Annotated in this window: 18 protein-coding genes; 3 read left to right on the forward strand and 15 right to left on the reverse strand. The window is 61.2% G+C overall.

Annotated elements, in window-relative coordinates:
• Window positions 1-43: 43 nt before the first annotated feature.
• The 13 genes from guaA to ndk all read right to left on the reverse strand — a co-directional run bounded on the left by guaA (window position 44) and on the right by ndk (window position 14,058).
• On the reverse strand, window positions 44-1,618 hold the full coding sequence (gene guaA, locus PK789_RS06685; RefSeq protein ID WP_324307897.1) for a glutamine-hydrolyzing GMP synthase: 1,575 nt from the start codon (window positions 1,616-1,618) through the stop codon (window positions 44-46).
• 129 nt (window positions 1,619-1,747) lie between these two features.
• On the reverse strand, window positions 1,748-3,208 hold the full coding sequence (guaB, locus tag PK789_RS06690; RefSeq protein ID WP_324307899.1) for an IMP dehydrogenase: 1,461 nt from the start codon (window positions 3,206-3,208) through the stop codon (window positions 1,748-1,750).
• Between the two features lie 44 nt (window positions 3,209-3,252).
• Window positions 3,253-4,119, reverse strand: a complete 867-nt coding sequence (folD, locus tag PK789_RS06695) for a bifunctional methylenetetrahydrofolate dehydrogenase/methenyltetrahydrofolate cyclohydrolase FolD (protein ID WP_324307901.1) — start codon at window positions 4,117-4,119, stop codon at window positions 3,253-3,255.
• Window positions 4,120-4,534: 415 nt separating this feature from the next.
• On the reverse strand, window positions 4,535-5,563 hold the full coding sequence (locus PK789_RS06700; RefSeq protein WP_324307903.1) for a DUF2272 domain-containing protein: 1,029 nt from the start codon (window positions 5,561-5,563) through the stop codon (window positions 4,535-4,537).
• A gap of 14 nt (window positions 5,564-5,577) precedes the next feature.
• Window positions 5,578-6,726 carry a molybdopterin-synthase adenylyltransferase MoeB gene (gene moeB / locus PK789_RS06705; protein ID WP_324307905.1) on the reverse strand — a complete coding sequence of 383 codons (1,149 nt, stop codon included), beginning with the start codon at window positions 6,724-6,726 and terminating at the stop codon, window positions 5,578-5,580.
• Between the two features lie 7 nt (window positions 6,727-6,733).
• Entirely contained in the window at window positions 6,734-7,321 is a 588-nt protein-coding gene (mobA, locus tag PK789_RS06710) for a molybdenum cofactor guanylyltransferase (RefSeq protein WP_324307907.1), read from the reverse strand.
• Entirely contained in the window at window positions 7,321-8,721 is a 1,401-nt protein-coding gene (gene der, locus PK789_RS06715; protein WP_324307908.1) for a ribosome biogenesis GTPase Der, read from the reverse strand. The genes mobA and der overlap by 1 nt, the downstream gene beginning before the upstream one ends.
• A gap of 129 nt (window positions 8,722-8,850) precedes the next feature.
• Entirely contained in the window at window positions 8,851-10,032 is a 1,182-nt protein-coding gene (bamB, locus tag PK789_RS06720) for an outer membrane protein assembly factor BamB (RefSeq protein ID WP_324307909.1), read from the reverse strand.
• A complete protein-coding gene (locus PK789_RS06725; protein WP_324307911.1) occupies window positions 10,032-10,676 on the reverse strand; it encodes a YfgM family protein in 645 nt (214 codons plus the stop codon). Before PK789_RS06725 ends, bamB begins: the two co-directional genes overlap by 1 nt.
• 81 nt (window positions 10,677-10,757) lie before the next feature.
• Window positions 10,758-11,588, reverse strand: a complete 831-nt coding sequence (locus PK789_RS06730; RefSeq protein ID WP_324307912.1) for a helix-turn-helix domain-containing protein — start codon at window positions 11,586-11,588, stop codon at window positions 10,758-10,760.
• Window positions 11,585-12,406, reverse strand: a complete 822-nt coding sequence (locus PK789_RS06735) for a tetratricopeptide repeat protein (protein WP_324307914.1) — start codon at window positions 12,404-12,406, stop codon at window positions 11,585-11,587. Before PK789_RS06735 ends, PK789_RS06730 begins: the two co-directional genes overlap by 4 nt.
• Window positions 12,406-13,623 (reverse strand): dual-specificity RNA methyltransferase RlmN, encoded by a 1,218-nt coding sequence (gene rlmN, locus PK789_RS06740; RefSeq protein WP_324307916.1) that lies wholly within the window; start codon window positions 13,621-13,623, stop codon window positions 12,406-12,408. The genes PK789_RS06735 and rlmN overlap by 1 nt, the downstream gene beginning before the upstream one ends.
• A 9-nt stretch (window positions 13,624-13,632) precedes the next feature.
• Window positions 13,633-14,058, reverse strand: coding sequence for a nucleoside-diphosphate kinase (ndk, locus tag PK789_RS06745; protein WP_324307917.1), 426 nt, complete (start codon window positions 14,056-14,058; stop codon window positions 13,633-13,635).
• A gap of 243 nt (window positions 14,059-14,301) precedes the next feature.
• Here ndk and PK789_RS06750 point away from each other — a divergent pair, with 243 nt between their 5' ends.
• The 3 genes from PK789_RS06750 to PK789_RS06760 all read left to right on the forward strand — a co-directional run bounded on the left by PK789_RS06750 (window position 14,302) and on the right by PK789_RS06760 (window position 18,610).
• Complete coding sequence (locus PK789_RS06750) at window positions 14,302-14,928, forward strand: TetR/AcrR family transcriptional regulator (protein WP_324307919.1); 627 nt, start codon at window positions 14,302-14,304, stop codon at window positions 14,926-14,928.
• A gap of 21 nt (window positions 14,929-14,949) precedes the next feature.
• Window positions 14,950-17,319 (forward strand): 3-hydroxyacyl-CoA dehydrogenase/enoyl-CoA hydratase family protein, encoded by a 2,370-nt coding sequence (locus PK789_RS06755; RefSeq protein WP_324307920.1) that lies wholly within the window; start codon window positions 14,950-14,952, stop codon window positions 17,317-17,319.
• Window positions 17,320-17,401: 82 nt separating this feature from the next.
• A complete protein-coding gene (locus tag PK789_RS06760) occupies window positions 17,402-18,610 on the forward strand; it encodes an acetyl-CoA C-acyltransferase (protein WP_324307922.1) in 1,209 nt (402 codons plus the stop codon).
• 75 nt (window positions 18,611-18,685) lie between these two features.
• Here PK789_RS06760 and PK789_RS06765 read toward each other — a convergent pair whose 3' ends face one another.
• The gene (locus tag PK789_RS06765; RefSeq protein WP_324307924.1) at window positions 18,686-19,132 is read right to left on the reverse strand and encodes a DUF6326 family protein; all 447 of its coding nucleotides are present in this window, start codon (window positions 19,130-19,132) and stop codon (window positions 18,686-18,688) included.
• A gap of 18 nt (window positions 19,133-19,150) precedes the next feature.
• Entirely contained in the window at window positions 19,151-19,855 is a 705-nt protein-coding gene (locus PK789_RS06770) for a DUF4386 domain-containing protein (protein WP_324307925.1), read from the reverse strand.
• Window position 19,856: the final 1 nt, after the last annotated feature.

A 19,856-nucleotide genomic window follows, 5' to 3' on the forward strand; every position in this document is an offset into this window, starting at 1 on the left:
GGCAATGAACGGCCTGCGAACCAATGGTTCGCAGGCAGGCCGTTCATTCCCACTCGATCGTCGCTGGTGGCTTGCCGCTGATGTCGTACACCACGCGGGAGACGCCGCGTAGTTCGTTGATGATGCGGTTGCTGACGGTACCGAGGAAGTCGTACGGCAGGTGCGCCCAGTGCGCGGTCATGAAGTCGACGGTTTCCACCGCGCGCAATGCAATGACCCATTCGTAGGCGCGGGCATCGCCGACCACGCCCACCGATTTGACCGGCAAAAACACCGCGAACGCTTGCGAGGTTTTGTCGTACAAATCTGCCTTGCGCAACTCGTCGATGAAGATCGCATCGGCCTTGGCCAGCAACTCTGCGGATTCGGGCTTCACTTCGCCCAAGATGCGCACGCCCAAGCCCGGGCCGGGGAACGGGTGGCGATAGACCATTTCACGCGGCAGGCCAAGCGCCACGCCCAGCCGGCGCACTTCGTCCTTGAACAACTCGCGCAGCGGCTCCACCAAGCCCAGCTTCATGTGTTCGGGCAGGCCACCGACGTTGTGGTGGCTTTTGATGACGTGCGCCTTGCCGGTTTTGCTGCCGGCTGACTCGATCACATCGGGGTAGATGGTGCCCTGCGCCAGCCATTTGGCGTTCTTCAGCTTGGCCGATTCTTCATCGAATATTTCGATGAACAACCCGCCGATGATCTTGCGCTTGGCCTCCGGGTCATTCACGCCCTCCAGCGCCTTGAAATAGCGCTCGGCGGCGTTGACGCGGATGACTTTGATGCCCATGCCGCCATTGCTGGCTTCGGCGGCGAACATCGCCATCACCTGATCGCCTTCCTGATAGCGCAGCAGGCCGGTATCGACGAACACGCAGGTCAATTGCTGGCCGATGGCCTTGTGCAGCAACGCCGCGACAACGGACGAATCCACACCACCGGACAGGCCAAGGATCACCTCATCGTCACCGACTTGTTCGCGCACGCGAGCGATCTGGTCGTCGATGATATTGGCTGCTGTCCACAAAGTTTGGCAGCCACAGATGTCCACCGCAAAACGGCGCAGCAGCGCTTCGCCGGCAGCGGTGTGGGTGACTTCCGGGTGGAACTGCACGCCGTAGATTTTCTTCGCGTCGTTGGCGAAGGCAGCAATACCCAAGCGGTCGGTTTTGGCGGTGACGGTGAAGCCCGCCGGCGCTTGCGAGACGTGATCGCCATGGCTCATCCACACATTGCGCAGCGCGTCGCTGGTGGCCACGTTTGACAGCAAGGCATCGTTGCCGATGATGTCCAGCGCGGCGTGACCAAACTCGCGCTGGTTGCCGGCTTCAGTCGCCCCGCCCAATTGCACCGCCAGCGTCTGCATGCCGTAGCAGATGCCCAAAATCGGCACGCCGGCATCGAATACTTGCGGCGGCGCGGCCGGGCAATCGGCCTCGGTGGTGGATTCCGGACCACCCGACAGGATGATGCCCTTGGCACCGAATGCGGCGATCTCGGCCGGGTCGTGGTCCCACGCCCAAATTTCGCAATACACGCCAAACTCGCGGATGCGGCGGGCGATCAGCTGGGTGTATTGCGCGCCGAAATCGAGGATCAGAAGTTTGTCGGTGTGGATATTGGTCATGGTGTCCTCCCCTCTCCCTCCGGGAGAGGGGTTGGGGGTGAGGGTTCGGAAATGCGAACTCCGAATGAGAGCCGAACCCTCACCCGGCGCTTCGCGCCACCCTCTCCCAATGGGAGAGGGAAAACGGCGTTAGCCCGCCCGGTAATTCGGCGGCTCTTTGGTGATCTGCACATCGTGGACGTGGCTTTCGCGCTGGCCGGCGCCGGTCACCTTGACGAAGGACGGCTGCGTGCGCATGGCCTCGATGGTGGCGCAGCCCACATAGCCCATGGTGGCGCGCAGACCACCGGCCAGCTGATGCACCACGCCCGACAGCGGGCCGCGCACGGGGACACGCCCTTCGATGCCTTCTGGCACCAGCTTGTCGGCATCGGCAGCATCTTGGAAATAACGATCCTTGCTGCCCTTTTCCATCGCACCCAAGCTACCCATGCCGCGATAGCTCTTGTAGCTGCGGCCTTGGAACAGTTCGATTTCACCGGGCGACTCTTCAGTGCCGGCAAACAGGCCACCAATCATCACCGTGGATGCGCCCGCAACAATCGCCTTGCCAATATCCCCCGAATAGCGGATGCCGCCATCAGCAATCAGCGGGATGCGGTCTTGCAGGGCATTAGCCACCATGTCGATGGCGGTGATTTGCGGCACGCCCACGCCGGCCACGATGCGGGTGGTGCAAATGGAGCCGGGGCCCACGCCGACCTTCACTGCATCCGCGCCTGCGTCCATCAGCGCCAGTGCGGCATCGCCAGTGACGATATTGCCGCCAATCACTTGCACCTGCGGGAAGGTTTTCTTGACCCAGTTGACGCGATCCAGCACGCCCTGCGAATGGCCATGCGCGGTGTCCACCACGATCACATCCACGCCGGCCGCCACCAAGGCTTCCACGCGCTGCTCGGTATCGCCACCCACACCCACCGCTGCGCCCACCAGCAAGCGTTCGCTGAGGTCATAGGCGGCGTTGGGGTTGTCGGATTTCTTCTGGATGTCTTTGACCGTGATCAGCCCGCGCAGTGCGAACTCGTCATTGACCACCAGCACTTTTTCGATGCGGTGCTTGTGCAACAGGCCCATCACTTCATCGTCACTGGCACCTTCCTTCACGGTGACCAGACGGTCACGCTTGGTCATCACGTGGCGGACCGGGTCGTCGAGCTTCTTTTCAAAGCGCATGTCGCGACCGGTGACGATGCCCACCAAGTGGCCCGAGTCATCCACCACCGGCACGCCGGAAATATTGCGCGCGCGGGTGAGTTTGAGCACCTCGCCGATGGTGGCGTCCGGTCCCACCGTGAACGGGTCGCGGATGACCCCAGCCTCAAAATTCTTGACCCACGCCACTTGCTGCGCCTGCGCCTGCGCGGTCATGTTTTTGTGGATGATGGAGATGCCGCCCAGTTGCGCCATCGCCACCGCAAGGCGCGCCTCGCTAACGGTATCCATCGCCGCCGACACAATCGGTAGGCGGATGCGCAAGTCGCGGGTGAAGCGCGTTTCCAGCGAGACATCCTTGGGCAGGACGATGGAATGCGCGGGAACGAGAGAAACGTCGTCGTACGTCAGTGCTTCAGCCAGGATGCGGAGCATCGGCAGACCCGTGGGAAGTGGGGAAGCTCGCCATTGTAGCGTGTTTACAGGCCCGCGTCCGCCAATTCCGCTGCTTCCAAGGTGTTTTGCATCAAAGTGGCCACGGTCATGGGCCCTACCCCGCCCGGCACTGGGGTGATCCAGCTGGCGCGTTGGGCGGCGTCGGCATAGCCCACATCGCCCACTAGGCGGCCATCGTCCAGCCGGTTGATGCCCACATCGATCACCACCGCGCCCGGCTTTACCCACGTGCCCGGGATCAGGCCGGGCCTACCGGCGGCGACCACCAAAATATCGGCCTCACCGACGTGGCGTTTGAGCACGTCCATGGGGGTGAATTTGTGGCAACTGGTCACGGTACAGCCGGCGATCAGCAGCTCTTGCCCCATTGGCCGGCCAACGTGGTTGGACACACCGACAATCGTGGCACTTTGCCCGCGCACCGGTTTGTCGGTGTAGGCCAGCAAGGTGGTGATGCCGCGCGGCGTGCACGGGCGCAGACCAAACTGGCGCAGCGCCAGATGCCCCACGTTTTGCGGATGGAAGCCGTCCACATCTTTGTTGGGGTGGATGCGCTCGATCAGTGCGCTGGCATCACGGATGCCGGGCAGTGGCAGTTGAATCAGAATGCCGTGGACGTTGGGGTCGGCATTGAGTTGGTCGATCAAGACCAGTAGCTCGGCTTCGGTGGTGGTGGGCGGCAGGTCGTAGTCAAACGCGGCGATCCCCACTTTGTCGGCGGCGCGACGCTTGTTGCGCACATAGCTTTGACTGGCGGGGTCAGCCCCCACCAGCACCACCGCCAAGCCCGGCCGCGATTTACCGGCGGCAAGGCGGGCATCGACCTGGGTCTTGAGGGTTTGCAGGAGGTCGTCGGCGATGCGCTTGCCATCGAGAATCTTGGCGGTCATGCAGGGAATCGGGTTGCTGGAAAGTGTGCATTATCGCCCAGTCGGCAGGCGACGCGGGCAGCGATCGGGTGTAGGTTATGCAGTGCAGGGATGCCGGGCTGGCGCTGGCGGCCACAAGCACTGCGGTTTGGCCGGCGACATGATCCACAAGCGTTGTTCAGGACAAGTAGCAACACTTCACACCATCCGGCGAGGGGCAGCATGGCAAACCTTCAGGGCGAATGCCCAAAATGTGGTAAGCGGGTATTGCACGTCAATGTGGAACAGATCGTCGGCATGGTGGACGGCAGCAGCAAAGCACGCTGCCTGAGCTATAGCTGTATCCACTGCAATACCATTTTGGGAGTGCAGATTGATCCGCGGTCCAAACCACGCTTGCGTAGTAGCAGGACCCCGGCGGCCAGCTGACGCCGGCTTAGCCGCCTTCGGGTAAGGGGTCTTCCGGCGGCGTGCTGCGGATTAGCGGCGGTTGCCCGGGTGCGGGGCAACGTGGCACACCAGACCCCACCACGCAATTCACACAGCAGGTTTCCGGTACGGGTGGATTGCGTTGCATACCCGGCGGTACGACCGGGCCGATTTGCGCCAATGCGTCTTGCGGCTTCAAGCTAAGTAGCGCGGCCCAATCTTGTCGGTTGAAATTGCAACCGGCTTCGTTGTCTGGTGAGCACGGCACATCTTGCGCACTGCGCATCAGCAGGCCTGTGAGTCGCCCCTGTGCATCCAACGATAGCAACCGCATGGTCACTGCCTGCTGCACATTGCCACCAATGGCATACGCCCTGCCGTTGTCGGTGGCTACAATGATGTCGCAATGCATGGGCAGGCCTGCCTCGCCGGCATCGATGCGCTTGGTCAAACCTTCGTACCCAAAAATCGCCTTTGTGCGCACGTAACACAGCATGTCGCCGGGCTGCACACTGCTGCCGCTAGGTGACAGGTAGCGATAAGGGCTGTTGGCATTCTTGCGCGCCGCACGCACATAGTCGAAATGGCTGGGCGAATCTTGAAACCCGGGCACTCCCGCACGTTGCATCACCCAGCTGATGAAGGCCGCCGACCATGGGTTGTCGATGATGAAGCCACGACAGCCCAAGCCGGGGTAACTCAGGCTCATCGCCGCGTAATTGCAATCGGTGGCGCCGGATTTAAACGCCATCGCCGGCAGCAAGCCACTGGATTGCCAGTAGAACGCCACCCGCCGCCACGGTGCGCCGCCATCCTTCAAACCATTGTTTTCGGCCTCGTAGGCCGGCAGATTGGCCAGCTTGCCATTGGCGTCGATAAATGCGCGGTTCCAACGCAAGTACTCGTCACAGGCAACCGCAGCAATGCGCGTGGCGACCTGTGTATCCGCTTGCTGTTGGCTGCGTTGTGGGCATTGATCCCCCGCCCATGCCATACCGGACAGTAAAAACAGACATGCGGCTAGAACCGTGTGCATCCATGCCTTGCTCATCACCCGTTGCCATCCCCGGCGCAGTAGGCCGCTTCATCCACATACCCTAGAAAAGCGCGATCTGGCGCGCAGACCGGACACGCGGGATCGGCGCTTACTCGAAATTCGCGGAACAGCATGCCCAACGCATCAAATTGCAGTATGCGCCCGGTCAGCGGCGTGCCCAGCCCCAGCAACAATTTAAGCACTTCGGTAGCCTGCAACAGGCCGATCACACCCGGCAGCACACCCAACACTCCCGCTTCGGCACAGTTAGGCGCAGCTTCAGCCGGTGGCGGCTCCGGGAACATGCAGCGGTAGCACGGCGCCAACCCGCGTTGCCGGCCGGCATCAAACACACTGAGCTGCCCTTCAAAGCGATGTACCGCGCCATACACCAAGGGCTTACGCAACTGCACGCAGGCGTCGTTGAGCAAATAACGCACCGGGAAGTTGTCGCCGCCGTCCAACACCACGTCGACGCCATCGAGCAGGCGTTCGATATTGGCTGCCGTGACCCGTTCGCAAATCGCTTCGATGCGGGTGCGTGGGTTCAATGCCGACAATGTGTGTGCGGCCGAGGCCACTTTGGGCTGCCCGACGCGATCATTGGTATGCAAAATTTGCCGCTGTAAATTGCTGCGGTCCACCACGTCGTCATCGGCGATACGCAAGCTGCCAACGCCGGCCGCGGCCAAGTAATACGCTGCTGGCGAGCCCAAGCCGCCCGCGCCCACCACCAGCACGCGCGCGGCTTCCAGCGCTTTTTGGCCATCCAGCCCAACTTCGGGCAAGCGTAGGTGGCGCGAGTAGCGTTCACTGAAATCGGGGTCGATGTCGGGTTTGCACATCGGCAGACCGGCGGCCTGCCAAGCTTCGGTACCGCCTTCGACCGAAGCCAGATTGCGATAACCCAAGGCCGCCAATGCCTGCGCACATTGCTGCGAGCGCATGCCGCGTTGGCAGATCAACACCAGTTCGGTGTTTGGATCCGGCGCGTCGGTTGCCAGGGTTTGCGCCAAGGCATCACGCGCAATACCTAATGCGTGCTGCGCCATCCCCAGCGCGCGTTCGTGGGCGGCGCGGACGTCGATCAAACGCGCTCCCGCTTGTTGGCGGGCATGCGCGACGGCGGGCGAAACACTGCGAATGACCGGGGGCGCGTGCATCGGGCAATTATCGCCCTTCCCGCCCGGCATCCGCACACCCTGCCTGTTGCAAATCAGCAGGGGTGTTGAGGTTGCCAAAGCGTACGCCGTGCAAACGCTGCACTGGCAGTTGCAAATTTGTCTGCATGAGTTGCACCGAGTACTGCTGCGCTGCCAGTGCCACCGCCAGTGCCGCGCGCAAGGTATCCACGCGATACAGCGCCACCAGCGGCTGCAAGCCCTCGTCATCACGCGCCACTGCGCCCTGCCCGCCTGCTTGATGCAGCGCTTGCAGCACATCGACACGCACCGCCACGATATCCACGGGTAGGGTCAGCAACCACGGCGTGGTGCAGGCCGTGGCCAGCGCGTCCAGCCCCCCCAGCGGGCCGAGGTCGGCCACGCGATCGGGCAGCGCGGTCAAACCATGTGCGAGGTAACGCGGCGTATCGCGATTGGCACTGACCAGCACGCTGCCGCAGCTTTGGGCGAAGGTTTGCGCTAGCCGCAACACTTGCGGCAACCCATCCCGCACGATCCACGCCTTGTCGCGCCCGCCCAAGCGGGTGGCGCGGCCCCCGGCGATGATGCCTAGGGTGATGTCGCCAGCGTGCATCAGTCGTTGCGTTTCACATGCCGCATCAACCGGCGTTTGGAGGCGATCTGACGTTCGGTCAGTGGGTTCTTTTTGCCTTCGTAAGGATTGCTGTTTTCACGCAGGATCAAGCGAATCGGTGTGCCCACCAATTTGAAACGCTTGCGGAAAAAGTTTTCCAGATAGCGCTGATAAGTGGCGCTCAAGGTCTTCAGACGCGTGCCGTGAATCACGAAGGTGGGCGGGCTTTCCCCACCAGGATGGGCAAAGCGCAGCTTGGCTACATGCCCGCGCACCACTGGCGGTGGGTAGGCGGTATAAGCAGCCTCCACTGCACGGGTGACATCCGCGGTACTGAACGAATGGGTGGCCGAGGCATGTGCGCGGTGAATGGCTTTGAACAATTCGCGCAGGCCCGAGCCATGCAGTGCGGAAATGCGCACACGCTCGGCCCATTCCACAAAACTCAATTTGCGCGCGGCCAAGGCTTCGGCCTGCTGACGCTCGTAATCGGTGCGCCCGTCCCATTTATTGAGCACGATAACCAAGGCGCGGCCGGCATCCAGTGCTGCGCCCAGCACCGTGGCGTCTTGGTCGGTGACGCCTTCGCTGGCGTCCAGCATCAACACCGCCACTTGGCATTGCTCCAAGGCTTGCAGGGTTTTGAATACCGAGAACTTTTCGACCGCTTCTTCGACCTTGCCACGGCGGCGCAGGCCGGCGGTGTCGATCAGGCGATACTTGCGGCCATCACGCTCCATATCTACTGCAATGGAATCGCGGGTGGTGCCTGGCACCTCGGAGGCGATCATGCGTTCTTCACCGAGGATGCGGTTGACCAAGGTGGACTTGCCCACATTGGGACGGCCGACAAAGGCGATGCGGATGCGCGTGGGGTCTTCGTCTAAGGTTTCGGTGCTGCCCTCTTCCGGCAACAGCGCCAGTGCTTTGGCCAGCAACGTGTCAATCCCGGTGCGATGCGCCGATGACACCGGCAAGGCATCGCCAAAACCGTAACGGGAGAATTCCGCCAGCGCCGCTTGCAGGTCAATGCCATCGGATTTGTTGACCACCAGCAAGGTCGGCTTGGACAGCTTGCGCAGCCAGCGCAGGATGTCGTCGTCCAGTGCCGATGCACCTTCGCGGCCATCCACCACAAACAAGATCACATCGGCCTCTTCTGCCGCTGCGCGTGATTGCCGCGCGGTGGCCCCGGCCAGCCCCTCGTCTTCGCCTGCAATACCGCCGGTGTCCACCAACACAAACGGGCGCCCCTCTTGCAGGCGGCACACACCGTAATTGCGATCGCGGGTGACGCCTGGCTCATCGTGCACCAAGGCATCGCGGGTGCGCGTTAGCGCATTGAATAGGGTGGACTTGCCAACATTGGGGCGTCCGACCAGAGCAACGAGGGGAAGCATGGTTCAAACCTTTGGCTACGCTTGCGAGCCGTAAGAAACTTAGAAACAACAGCGGCCCCGGCAGGGTAGCCGGAGCCGCACGTTGGTACCAGCGCATCACTGCCAGCGCGCGCGGCTGGCAACAGCGCCTTACTTCAACGAAAACGCGGTCAATTTGCCATCGATGCTTTGCACCACCGCAATGCCATCGGCCACCACCGGCTTGCCGGTCACCGCTGCGCCCACTTTGCTACGCGCGGCAAATGCACCATCGCTCAGGCGGATCCAGTGCACCACGCCTTCAAAATCTCCCACCAGTGCGTAGTCACCTTGCACCGTGGGTGCCGACACATTGCGATTGAGCAAGCCGGACTGCTGCCATAGGCTGCCGCCACTGTTCTTGTCCAAACCTGCCACGTTGCCGTTTTTATCGGTGATGACAATCGCGGAATTGCTGACGCCCACACCACGGGCACCCCCGCGTTCGCTATCCCACATCACTTGCCCACTGGGGCCATCAATCGCCACCGTGTGGTTTTTGTAGCTGCTGGCATACAACACGGTGCCTTCCAGTACGGCGTCACCATCTACATCGGCCATGCGTTCCAATTCACTGCGGCCGTCGGGCTCGGCCACCGGTGTGGTCCACATCACATTGCCGTCATTCATGTTCAATGCGGTCACGCTGCCATTGTCGCCACTGACAAACAGAATGCCCGGCCCCAAGGTGATGCCGCCGGTACCGCGCACCGTCAATGTTGGAATGTCGGCGCTATAAAACCAACGGCGCTCGCCATTGGCCGCATCGAATGCGGTCACCCGCCCATCATTGGAATGCACGAACACCATGCCGCCACCGATGCTGGGGGCAACGAGGACTTCGTTATTGACTTTGGCCGTCCATTTTTCTTGGCCCGTGGCTTCGTCCAGTGCAATGACTTCGCCTTTCAACCCACCCACGACCACCAAACCGCCGCCAACACCGGGGCCACCACTCAGACGCGCTTTGCTGTCGTAGTGCCAAAGCGACTGCCCGGTGTTCAGATCCAATGCCGAGACCCCGCCATCCACCGCGGCGGCATACACATGATTGCCGTTGATGACCGGATGTTGGCCGATGCCGAGATCTTTCTCGCCCTTGCCCACTGCCGCCGACCACACCCGGTTGGCACTGACCAACGGGGTGATGTCCACCAATTTGGCAGGCTCACCTGATTTGTCTTTATTGCGGCCACTGAATAGGTTTTTCACGCTGCTACAGCCAGACAGCATGGCCACCGCCAAGGTGGCCGCAGTCAACAACTGCAAGGAACGGTGCTTGCCCGACTTCATCAGCGCTTATCCTCAGTATGTGGCGGCACGCCACCGGCTTCGATCAGTTTCATGGAAATCAGATGATGCTGCGGCGACCCCACATCGGCCAAGCCCAAGGCCTTGCTGTAGGCGGTTTGTGCTTTGGCAAAGTCACCCAAGCTGAACTGCGCATCCCCGCGTGCGTCGAGCATCTCGGCATTGTGCTCATCATCCAGCAATGCCAGTGCATCTTTGGCTTTGCCAGCGTCGATCAATAAATGTGCCAAGCGCACCTGCACGACCGGGCGCAGGTCGCTGTCGGGGTTACGGATAGCGCGCAACGTGAGGATGGCGTCGTCGCGCTTGCCTGCATCGATCTGAGCCTTAGCCAACTGCAATGCCGCCAACGTACCCAAGGTTGGGTTGCCCTTTTCCAAGCTTGCCAACACGGCCTTGCCATTGTCTGCGGGGACTTTGCCCTCTTCAAACGCGGCAACACTTTTGGCATAACTGGCATTCACACCCATATCCGCAGTCAACCGCTGCGTCTGCCACCAGTTCCAGCCGGCGATGACCGCCAAGCCCAATGCAACGCCGCCAATCAGGCCCAATGCGTTACTGCGTAGCCAAGAGCGAACTTGTTCACTCTGTTCATGTTCGTTAAGCAGTTCGTCGATCGCCATGCTGCCTCTCGCCCGCCATCCAAGGTCGGGACGCTAAAGAAAACCAAAACCATCAGGAAATACGCAACGCTGCCGCAGTTGTCACTCTTGCGCGGCAAGCGAACCGTCGGAGGATACCGCAAAGCGTGCCACGTTCGCGCGCGCATGTGCGGTGACGTTCAGGGGCTGGCCACCTGCTTGCAATTGCACTGCCGCCGCGTTGCCAATGGTCAGGCGTTGCACCTGATCCAATGGGTAATGCTTTTCATCGCCATCGGCCAACATGGTTTGCTCAAGCACACGCCCGTCGCGAGCGATGACTTCCAGCCATGATTTACCAGTCGCCCGCAATACGACATCCGTAGCTGCCGGTACTGGCTCTGGCTGCATCGTCGCCCCAATCGGGGCCATCGACGCAACCATCGTGCGCGGCGTGGTGGGCGCAGGTGCCGCACCCTGAGGTGCGGCATGTGGGGTCGCAGCCATCGGGGCATCCAATGCCGCTACTGTGGCCGGGGTTCCATTCAGGTGTTGCCGTGTGGCAACCCAAGCGGGGATTGCCAACGACAACGTCAATACGATGTACACCAAGCGCCGGCCAATTTGCTCGGCCCACCACTGCGCTTTGGGCGTATGGGTGCGACTGACCAGCGTAGTGGGCTCCACAGGCTCTACATTCAGCGCGGCCATCATCGGTGCGGTGGTCAGCCCCAACAGGCGCGAATAACTGCGCACTTGCCCACGCACAAACACCGGTGCCCCCAGCCGTGACCAATCCTCGGCCTCCAGCGATTGCACCACCCGCGTCGGCATCCGCAAGCGTGCGGCAACATCATCAATGCTCAAGCCTGCCGCTTGTCGCGCATCACGCAAACGCGCGCCGCAGCCGGCAAGGGCTTGATGGGTAGAATCGGATGGAAACTGTGGGCTCATTGCGTGCGCGGTATCGAGGGTGAACCGGAGGGGATCGCCTGCAAACGGGAAAGATAGCGCGAAGCGGCCTCGTTGTCGCCAAGTTTTTGTTCGATGCTGGCCGCCAAGCGTAAACCAGCGGCATCCTCGGGCCGCAGCGCCAGCCAGCGTTCAACAAAAGCGCGGGCGTCCAAATAATTCCCTTGCTTGAACACCAGCGTCGCCAACCCCGAAAGTGCAGTTAGATTTTGCGGGTCTTGGGCCGCCGCACTGCGCCAGTACACCTCGGCCTGCACCGGCTGATTGGCTTGATTTGCGCAATTGCCGGCATTGGCCATCGCCCCGGCCGGGGTGGGATAAGCGGGATCGGCCACGGCCCGATCAAACCAGGCCAGTGACTGCGCCGGCTGCCCGTTGGCGCATAACCAACTACCGTAATTATTGGCGTACACGCCATTAGTGGGGGCGCTATCCACGGCGGCCTTGTAGGCCTTGCCAGCGTCGGCAGCGTTACCACGGGCGTCGGCAATTGCCCCTAACAAAGTATTACCGTCCCCCGAGCCAGGCTGTGCTTTCAATGCCTTGCGCGTGACGCGCTCGGCCTCATCCCATTGTTGCCGCTGGTACAAGTCGCTAGCCACCGCCAGCAGCATGGTTGGGTCTTCGGTACTTTTTTTCGCGTTTTTCCCGCTGACATCGTAAGTGGGGGCCACTTGGGTGTAGCCGCGCGGCTGTGCATTGGGCCTGACGATGGTCAGCCGCTCCAATTGGTTGCAACCACTGAGCAGCACCCCACCCAGCACACCCGCCAACAATAAGCCGCCACCTAGATACCGCATCAATGCGCTCCCGCGGCTTGCAGCCGCTTGCGATGTTCGGCCGAGCGCCGGGTGCGATCCATCACTTGGCCCTTGAGCTGACCGCAGGCGGCATCGATATCATCGCCACGGGTACGCCGCACCGGCGCGATCATGCCGGCATTGTTCAATAATTTCTGGAACCCGCGTATGGCCATATCGTCCGGACGCTGGAACCCCGTGCCGGGGAATGGATTGAACGGGATCAGATTGATCTTGGCTGCCCCCTTCATCTGCACCCGGCGGTCGAAGTCACGCAGCAAGCCGATCAGCGCACGCGCGTGCTCGGGCTGGTCGTTGGTGTCCTTCATCAGGGTGTATTCGAAGGTGACGGATTCGCCCTTCTTGCGCAGCGCATAGCGTACGCAGGCATCCAGCAGCTCGGCCAACGGATATTTCTTGTTGATCGGCATCAGTTGCGTGCGCAGTTCATCAAACGGTGCATGCAGCGACACCGCCAGTGACACATCACTCTCAACCGCCAAGCGATCGATCATCGGCACCAAACCCGCGGTGGACAAGGTGACGCGCTTGTTGGCCAAGCCATAGCCAAGATCATCGCGCATGATGCTCATCGCACGCACCACGTTGTCGAAATTGGCCAGCGGCTCGCCCATGCCCATCATCACCACATTGGTGAGCCGGCGCTGCTGGTGTGGCACGTTGCCAAGATGGCGCGCCGCCACCCAGACCTGCCCGATGATCTCGGCAGTGGATAGATTGCGATTGAAGCCTTGGGTGGCGGTGGAGCAAAAGCCGCAATTCAGCGCACAGCCGACCTGCGAGGACACGCACAGGGTGCCGCGCCCCTTGTCGGGGATGTACACGGTTTCGATGGCGTTTCTGGCATCCATGCCCAGCAGCCATTTATGGGTGCCATCGGTGGATGCCTTGTCGAAGATGACCTGCGGCGCGCGCACCACGGCGCGCGCTTCCAGCTTGGCGCGCAGCGCTTTGCCAAGGTCGGTCATTTCAGAAAATTCGGTGGCATAGCGATGATGGATCCACTTCATCACCTGGTGGGCGCGGAACTTCTTTTCGCCCAGATCCTCTTCGAAAAAACGCTCCAGACGGGCGCGATCGAAGTCGAAAATATTAGTTCTTGTCTCTACGCCGGCATGCACCGGCGCGGAGGCAAGCGCAACCTCGCCCTCACCCAGCAGGGTGATATCGATAACGGGGCTGCGCGTTTGGCTCATGGCAGCAACTCAGCGTGCGTAGACGTCGGTGGCTGGGAAGAAATAGGCAATTTCGATGGCCGCATTTTCCAGCGAGTCCGAACCGTGCACAGCGTTGGCGTCGATGCTGTCGGCAAAATCCGCACGAATGGTGCCGGCGGCGGCTTCTTTCGGGTTGGTGGCGCCCATCAGCTCGCGGTTCTTCAGCATCGCACCTTCACCTTCCAGCACCTGCAGCATCACTGGGCCGGAGATCATGAACTCGACCAGCGCATTGAAGAACGGGCGCTCGCGGTGCACGGCGTAGAAGCCTTCGGCCTCGGCCTTGGACAGGTGCTTCATCTTGGCAGCCACAACCTTCAGGCCGGCCTTTTCAAAGCGGGAATAGATTTCGCCGATCACGTTTTTGGCAACGGCATCGGGCTTGATGATCGAAAAGGTGCGCTCCAGCGCCATGAGATTCTCCGGAAAAGTAAAGGGCGTCCTTGCCGGAGCGCCCGAGGATAACAGAAAAACCCGCGTACTGGCGCGGGTTTGGCCGATATGGCTGCCGCCAATTCTAGCTGATTTCCACGTAATTTCCCAATCAATAGTCGAGGCTTAAGTCCGCACCAAGGCGCCAATCACACGCGCGCAATTTGACATACGCATGCGTATGGCTTAGCCTCAAACAAGCGTTTGATTCGATGTGGAGCCTGCATGAGCCTGCAACACTTTTCGACCAAAGATCGCATCCTGCACGCGGCGGAGGAATTGTTTGCCCAGCAAGGGTTTGCGGCCACATCGCTACGGCAGGTGACCAGCCGCGCCGATGTCAATATTGCGGCGGTCAACTACCACTTCGGCAGCAAAGACAATCTTGTCAACGAAGTGTTCCGTCGACGCATGGATGAAATGAGCAGCGCCCGGCTGGAAGCACTGCAGCGCGCGACGCTGGCATCGCCCGTTCTGCTGGAACCCATTCTGGCCGCCTTCGTGGAGCCCGCCCTTGCCATGGCGCAAGACCGCCACGGTGGTGCGGCGTTCATTCGGGTGATTGCGCGTGCCTATGCCGAAAGCAACGCCGGGCTGCGCAAATTTCTATCCGACCAATACGGCCATGTGCCACGCACCTTCGCCAAGGCCATCCACGCTTGCGTGCCGGAATTGAGCAAAGAAGAGCTGTACCGCCGGTTGGATTTTTTGTCCGGCGCATTGACCTATGCGATGGCCGATTTTGGCCTGATCAAACGCCCCGCCGGGGTGTCCGATGCCACCCATCGCCAGCGCGCAGCGAAAGCGCTGATTCGTTTTGCCGTTGCCGGCTTTCACGCCGACGCTTCTTGATTTGTCCAGGAGTTGATGCTCATGTCTCAGAAAATGCTTGTACGCCGCGCTGCGGTCTTGGGTGCGGGTGTGATGGGTGCGCAAATTGCCGCGCACCTGACCAATGCCGGTGTGGATACGGTGCTGTTCGACTTGCCGGCCAAAGACGGCGACCCCAATGGCGTCGTGCAAAAGGCCATTGCCAATCTGGCCAAGCTGTCGCCTGCACCGCTGGCCGGTAAAGGCTTGGCCGAGGCGATTACGCCAGCCAATTACGAAACCGGTCTGGAGCAGCTCAAGACCTGCGACTTGATCATCGAAGCCATCGCCGAGCGCATGGATTGGAAGCAAGACCTGTATCGCAAGATTGCACCGTTCGTGCCGGCGCATACGGTATTGGCCTCCAACACCTCGGGCCTTGGCATCAATGCGCTGGCGTCGGTGTTGCCGGAAGAATTGCGCCATCGGTTCTGCGGCGTGCATTTCTTCAATCCGCCGCGCTATATGCATTTGGCCGAACTGATCCCGGCCAACACCACCGACCCGGCCGTGCTGCAAGGGTTGGAAACCTTCCTCACCACCGCGCTGGGCAAGGGCGTGGTGATTGCCAAAGACACTCCCAACTTCATCGGCAACCGCATCGGCGTGTTCTCGATTTTGTCGGTGATCCATCACACCCATGCCTTTGGGCTGGGGTTTGATGAAGTGGATGCACTGACCGGCCCGCTGCTGGGCCGACCGAAGTCGGCCACGTATCGCACCTCCGACGTGGTGGGGCTTGACACCATGGCGCACGTCATCAAGACCATGGCCGATACCCTGCCCGCCGATCCGTGGCATGCCTATTTCGCATCGCCAGCGTGGTTGCAAGCATTGATCGGCAAGGGCGCGCTGGGGCAGAAAACCGGGGCCGGCATCTTCCGCAAAGTCGGCAAAGACATCGTGGTGCTGGATCTGGAAAAACAGGACTACCGGATTGCCGACCGCGCCGCTGCACCGGACGTCGTGGAAATCCTGAAACTGAAAAACCCGGCGGAAAAATTCGCCAAATTGCGTGAATCCTCGCACCCGCAAGCGCAATTTTTGTGGGCCTGCTTCCGCGATTTGTTCCATTACAGCGCCTGCCATTTGGCTGATATCGCCGACACCGCCCGCGATGTGGATTTCGCCATTCGCTGGGGCTACGGCTGGAAGCTGGGCCCGTTTGAAACCTGGCAGGCCGCCGGCTGGCAGCAGATTGCGCAGTGGATCAATGACGACATCGCCGCCGGCAAGAGCATGAGCCAAGCGCCACTGCCGGCATGGGTGACCGATGGCCGCACGGGTGTGCACAGTGCCGAAGGCAGCTACAGCCCGGCACGCAATGCCATGGTGCCGCGCTCGGCCCTACCCGTGTATCAGCGCCAGCGCTTCCCGGACCCGGTCCTGGGTGAGCGTTTTGCGCCGGGAACCACCGCCTTCGAGAACGACGGCGTGCGTCTGTGGCACGACGGTGACGGCATTGGCGTCATTTCGTTCAAAACCAAAATGAACACCGTTTCCGGCGCAGTGCTGGATGGTATTCAACAGGCGATTGCGCTGGCCGAACAGCAGTTCGATGGCGTGGTGATTTGGCAGCACGGTGAGGTGTTCTCGGCCGGTGCGGACTTGGCCGGCGCACTGGGCGCGTTGCAGGCGGGCCAACTGGATGCATTCACCGCGATGGTGGAAAACTTCCAGCGCACCAGCCAGCGCATCAAGTACGCACAGGTGCCGGTGGTGTCGGCGGTGCGTGGCTTGGCGCTCGGTGGCGGCTGCGAATTCCAGATGCACAGCGCACGCACCGTGGCGCACTTGGAGAGTTATATCGGCTTGGTGGAAGCCGGTGTGGGCCTGCTCCCGGCCGGTGGCGGACTGAAAGAGCTGGCCACGCGCGCCTCGCAACATGCCACTGGCGGCGATGTGTTTGCCGAATTGAAGAAAGTGTTTGAAACCATCGCGATGGCCAAGGTGTCCACCTCGGCGCTCCATGCCAAGGAACTGGGCTTGCTGCGTGCCGATGACAAGATCGTGTTCCATGCGCACGAGCTGCTGCATATCGCCAAGGCGGAAGCGCGCGCATTGGCCGAAGCCGGTTATCGCCCGCCGCTGCCGGCGCACCGGATTGCAGTCGCCGGCGATGTGGGCATCGCCACCTTCAAGATGCTGCTAGTCAATATGCTGGAAGGCCGCTTCATCAGCCCTTACGACAATGAGATTGCCGAACGCATTGCCACGATCCTGTGCGGCGGCAAGCTGGACCGCGGTGCGCTGGTTGATGAGGAATGGTTACTGCAATTGGAACGCCGGCATTTTGTCGAACTGGCGCAACAGGAAAAAACCCAAGCGCGTATCGGCCACATGTTGAAGACCGGCAAGCCGTTGCGAAATTGATCCACGCCTCTCTCACCCGGCGCTTCGCGCCACCCTCTCCCCACCGGGAGAGGGAACATCACTTCGCTTTCGGAGTTGCTTCATGAGCACACATATCCAAGACGCCTATATCGTCGCCGCCACCCGCACCCCGGTGGGCAAGGCGCCCAAAGGCATGTTTCGCAATACCCGCCCCGACGACATGCTGGCGCATGTGCTGCGCAGCGTGATCGCGCAGGCTCCCGGCGTTGACGTCAATCGCATCGACGACGCCATCATCGGCTGCGCCATGCCGGAAGCGGAGCAAGGCATGAACGTGGCACGCATCGGCCTGTTGCTGGCCGGCTTGCCCAATACCATTGCAGCGCAAACCATCAACCGCTTTTGCTCCTCCGGCTTGCAGGCCGTGGCATTGGCAGCCGACCAGATCCGGCTGGGCAATGCCGATTTGATGCTGGCCGGCGGCACCGAGTCGATGAGCATGGTGCCGATGATGGGCAACAAGATTGCAATGGCGCCCAGCGTATTCGACAACGACCACATCAATATTGCCTATGGCATGGGCATCACCGCCGAGAAAGTGGCCGAGGAATGGAAGGTGAGCCGCGAGGCGCAAGACGCCTTCGCCGCAGCCTCGCATCAGAAAGCCTTGGCAGCGCAGGCAGCCGGTGAATTCAAGGATGAAATCAGCCCATACGAAATCGTCTCGCACCAGCCGGACCTGGCCGATGGCCGGCGCATCCTGACCCGCAACACAGTGGCCGAGCACGATGAAGGCCCACGCGCCGACACCAGTGTGGAAGGCCTGGCAAAACTGCGCCCGGTATTTCGCAATGGCCAGTTTGGCGGCACCGTGACGGCCGGCAATTCTTCGCAAATGAGCGATGGTGCCGGCGCGGTGCTGCTGGCTTCGGCACAGGCGCTCAAGGATTACGGTCTGACCCCGCTGGCCCGCTTCGTGAGCTTCAGCGTGGCCGGCGTGCGCCCGGAAGTGATGGGCATCGGCCCGATTGCGGCCATCCCCAAAGCGCTCAAGCAGGCCGGGTTGAGCCAAGACCAACTGGATTGGATCGAACTCAACGAAGCCTTCGCTGCGCAATCATTGGCCGTGATCCAGGACTGCGGCTTGGATCCGGCCAAGGTCAACCCACTGGGCGGCGCGATTGCACTCGGCCACCCGCTGGGCGCCACCGGCGCAGTGCGCACCGCCACCCTCGTCCACGGCCTGCGTCGCCGCCAACAGAAGTACGGCATGGTGACCATGTGCATTGGCACCGGCATGGGCGCAGCGGGGATTTTTGAAGCGCTGTAACCCCGGCCGCTGCACTGGATGACACGACAACGCCACCCACGGGTGGCGTTGTTATTGCTGCCGATGATGGCTGCGTTACGCCAACTCCATTGTTGTAGGTGCGGATGCGCGCGGCCATCCCCACGCTAGCCAAACAATCGCTATGCACAACATGATCTCGACCGTGCTGTAGGCGAGGTAAAACCACCATGCCCCGGGCATGGTGATCGCCACAAACGTGGCATAAAACAGTGACAGCCCGATGTGCAGCCAACGCGCCAAACGCGCCTGCATCACAAACGAAATAAACACCATCAGACCGGGAACGATGAGCAATAACGCTACAAACAATAGCGAGCCTTGGCTCACTGCACCCACCGGCCCTGCACCGTCCAGCATGTGCTGCAATTTACCCGGCTTATATAAACCAAAGTAATCGCCGTACAAATAGCAAAGCGTCAAGCTGGCCCACGCTGCCGATAGTTTTAGACGCTGCGGCAACGGCGGGTCTGCCAACACTTGGGGTGTGGATGGTGTTTGCATGATGCCTCGGATCGAATTTCAGGCCGAATGAGTACGAACAACGCCAACACGCGCACCAAACAACAGCAGCCATAAACAGCTACCTATTTCGCCAAGGGCGGCGGGCATGGTGGCGTAGTTGGACAGGGCGGAGTTGGCAAAGCCCGGCACCAGACCGCCAACGACCTGCACCACATAGCCCACGCCGCCCAGCAGCAATAACAGACCTAGCACGCGCGGCAAACGGCCTGAGCGCAGCACCAACCAGCCAAACGGCAGCAGCCACAAGCCCCAGAATAATTTGGCGATAAAGATGCCGTGTCCGTAGCGCTGCAAACTGAGTTGAAACGCAGCGTCGACCGACGCAGCCGACTGCTGACCGATGCTTTCAAGCAGCGCCAAGGCATCTAGCCGGTGACCGAGCGCTGCCAGCCCAATCGGCACACTGACAGTCGCCAGCGCCACCATTGCCGCAGCGGTATGCCGGTTGCTATCGCCCAACACGCGATACATTGCCAGCGGCAACAATAAAAACGCGACCTGCATCAGTAAGAACGCTGCGATGCCCGCGCGAAAGACATCCACCTGCGCAGCAGCGCTCGCTGCACCTACCCCCAATTGCGATGGCACCCACGCCAAACAGAACATGCCGGATAGCACCACCACCAAATACAGCGCACCGGCGACACGCCCATCACGACGTAGTGTCGATGCAACACCTACGTCGCCCAGGTCGTGATGCATG

It is taken from the genome of Thermomonas sp., from assembly GCF_035369645.1.
In the GTDB taxonomy this organism is placed as follows: Bacteria; Pseudomonadota; Gammaproteobacteria; order Xanthomonadales; family Xanthomonadaceae; genus Thermomonas.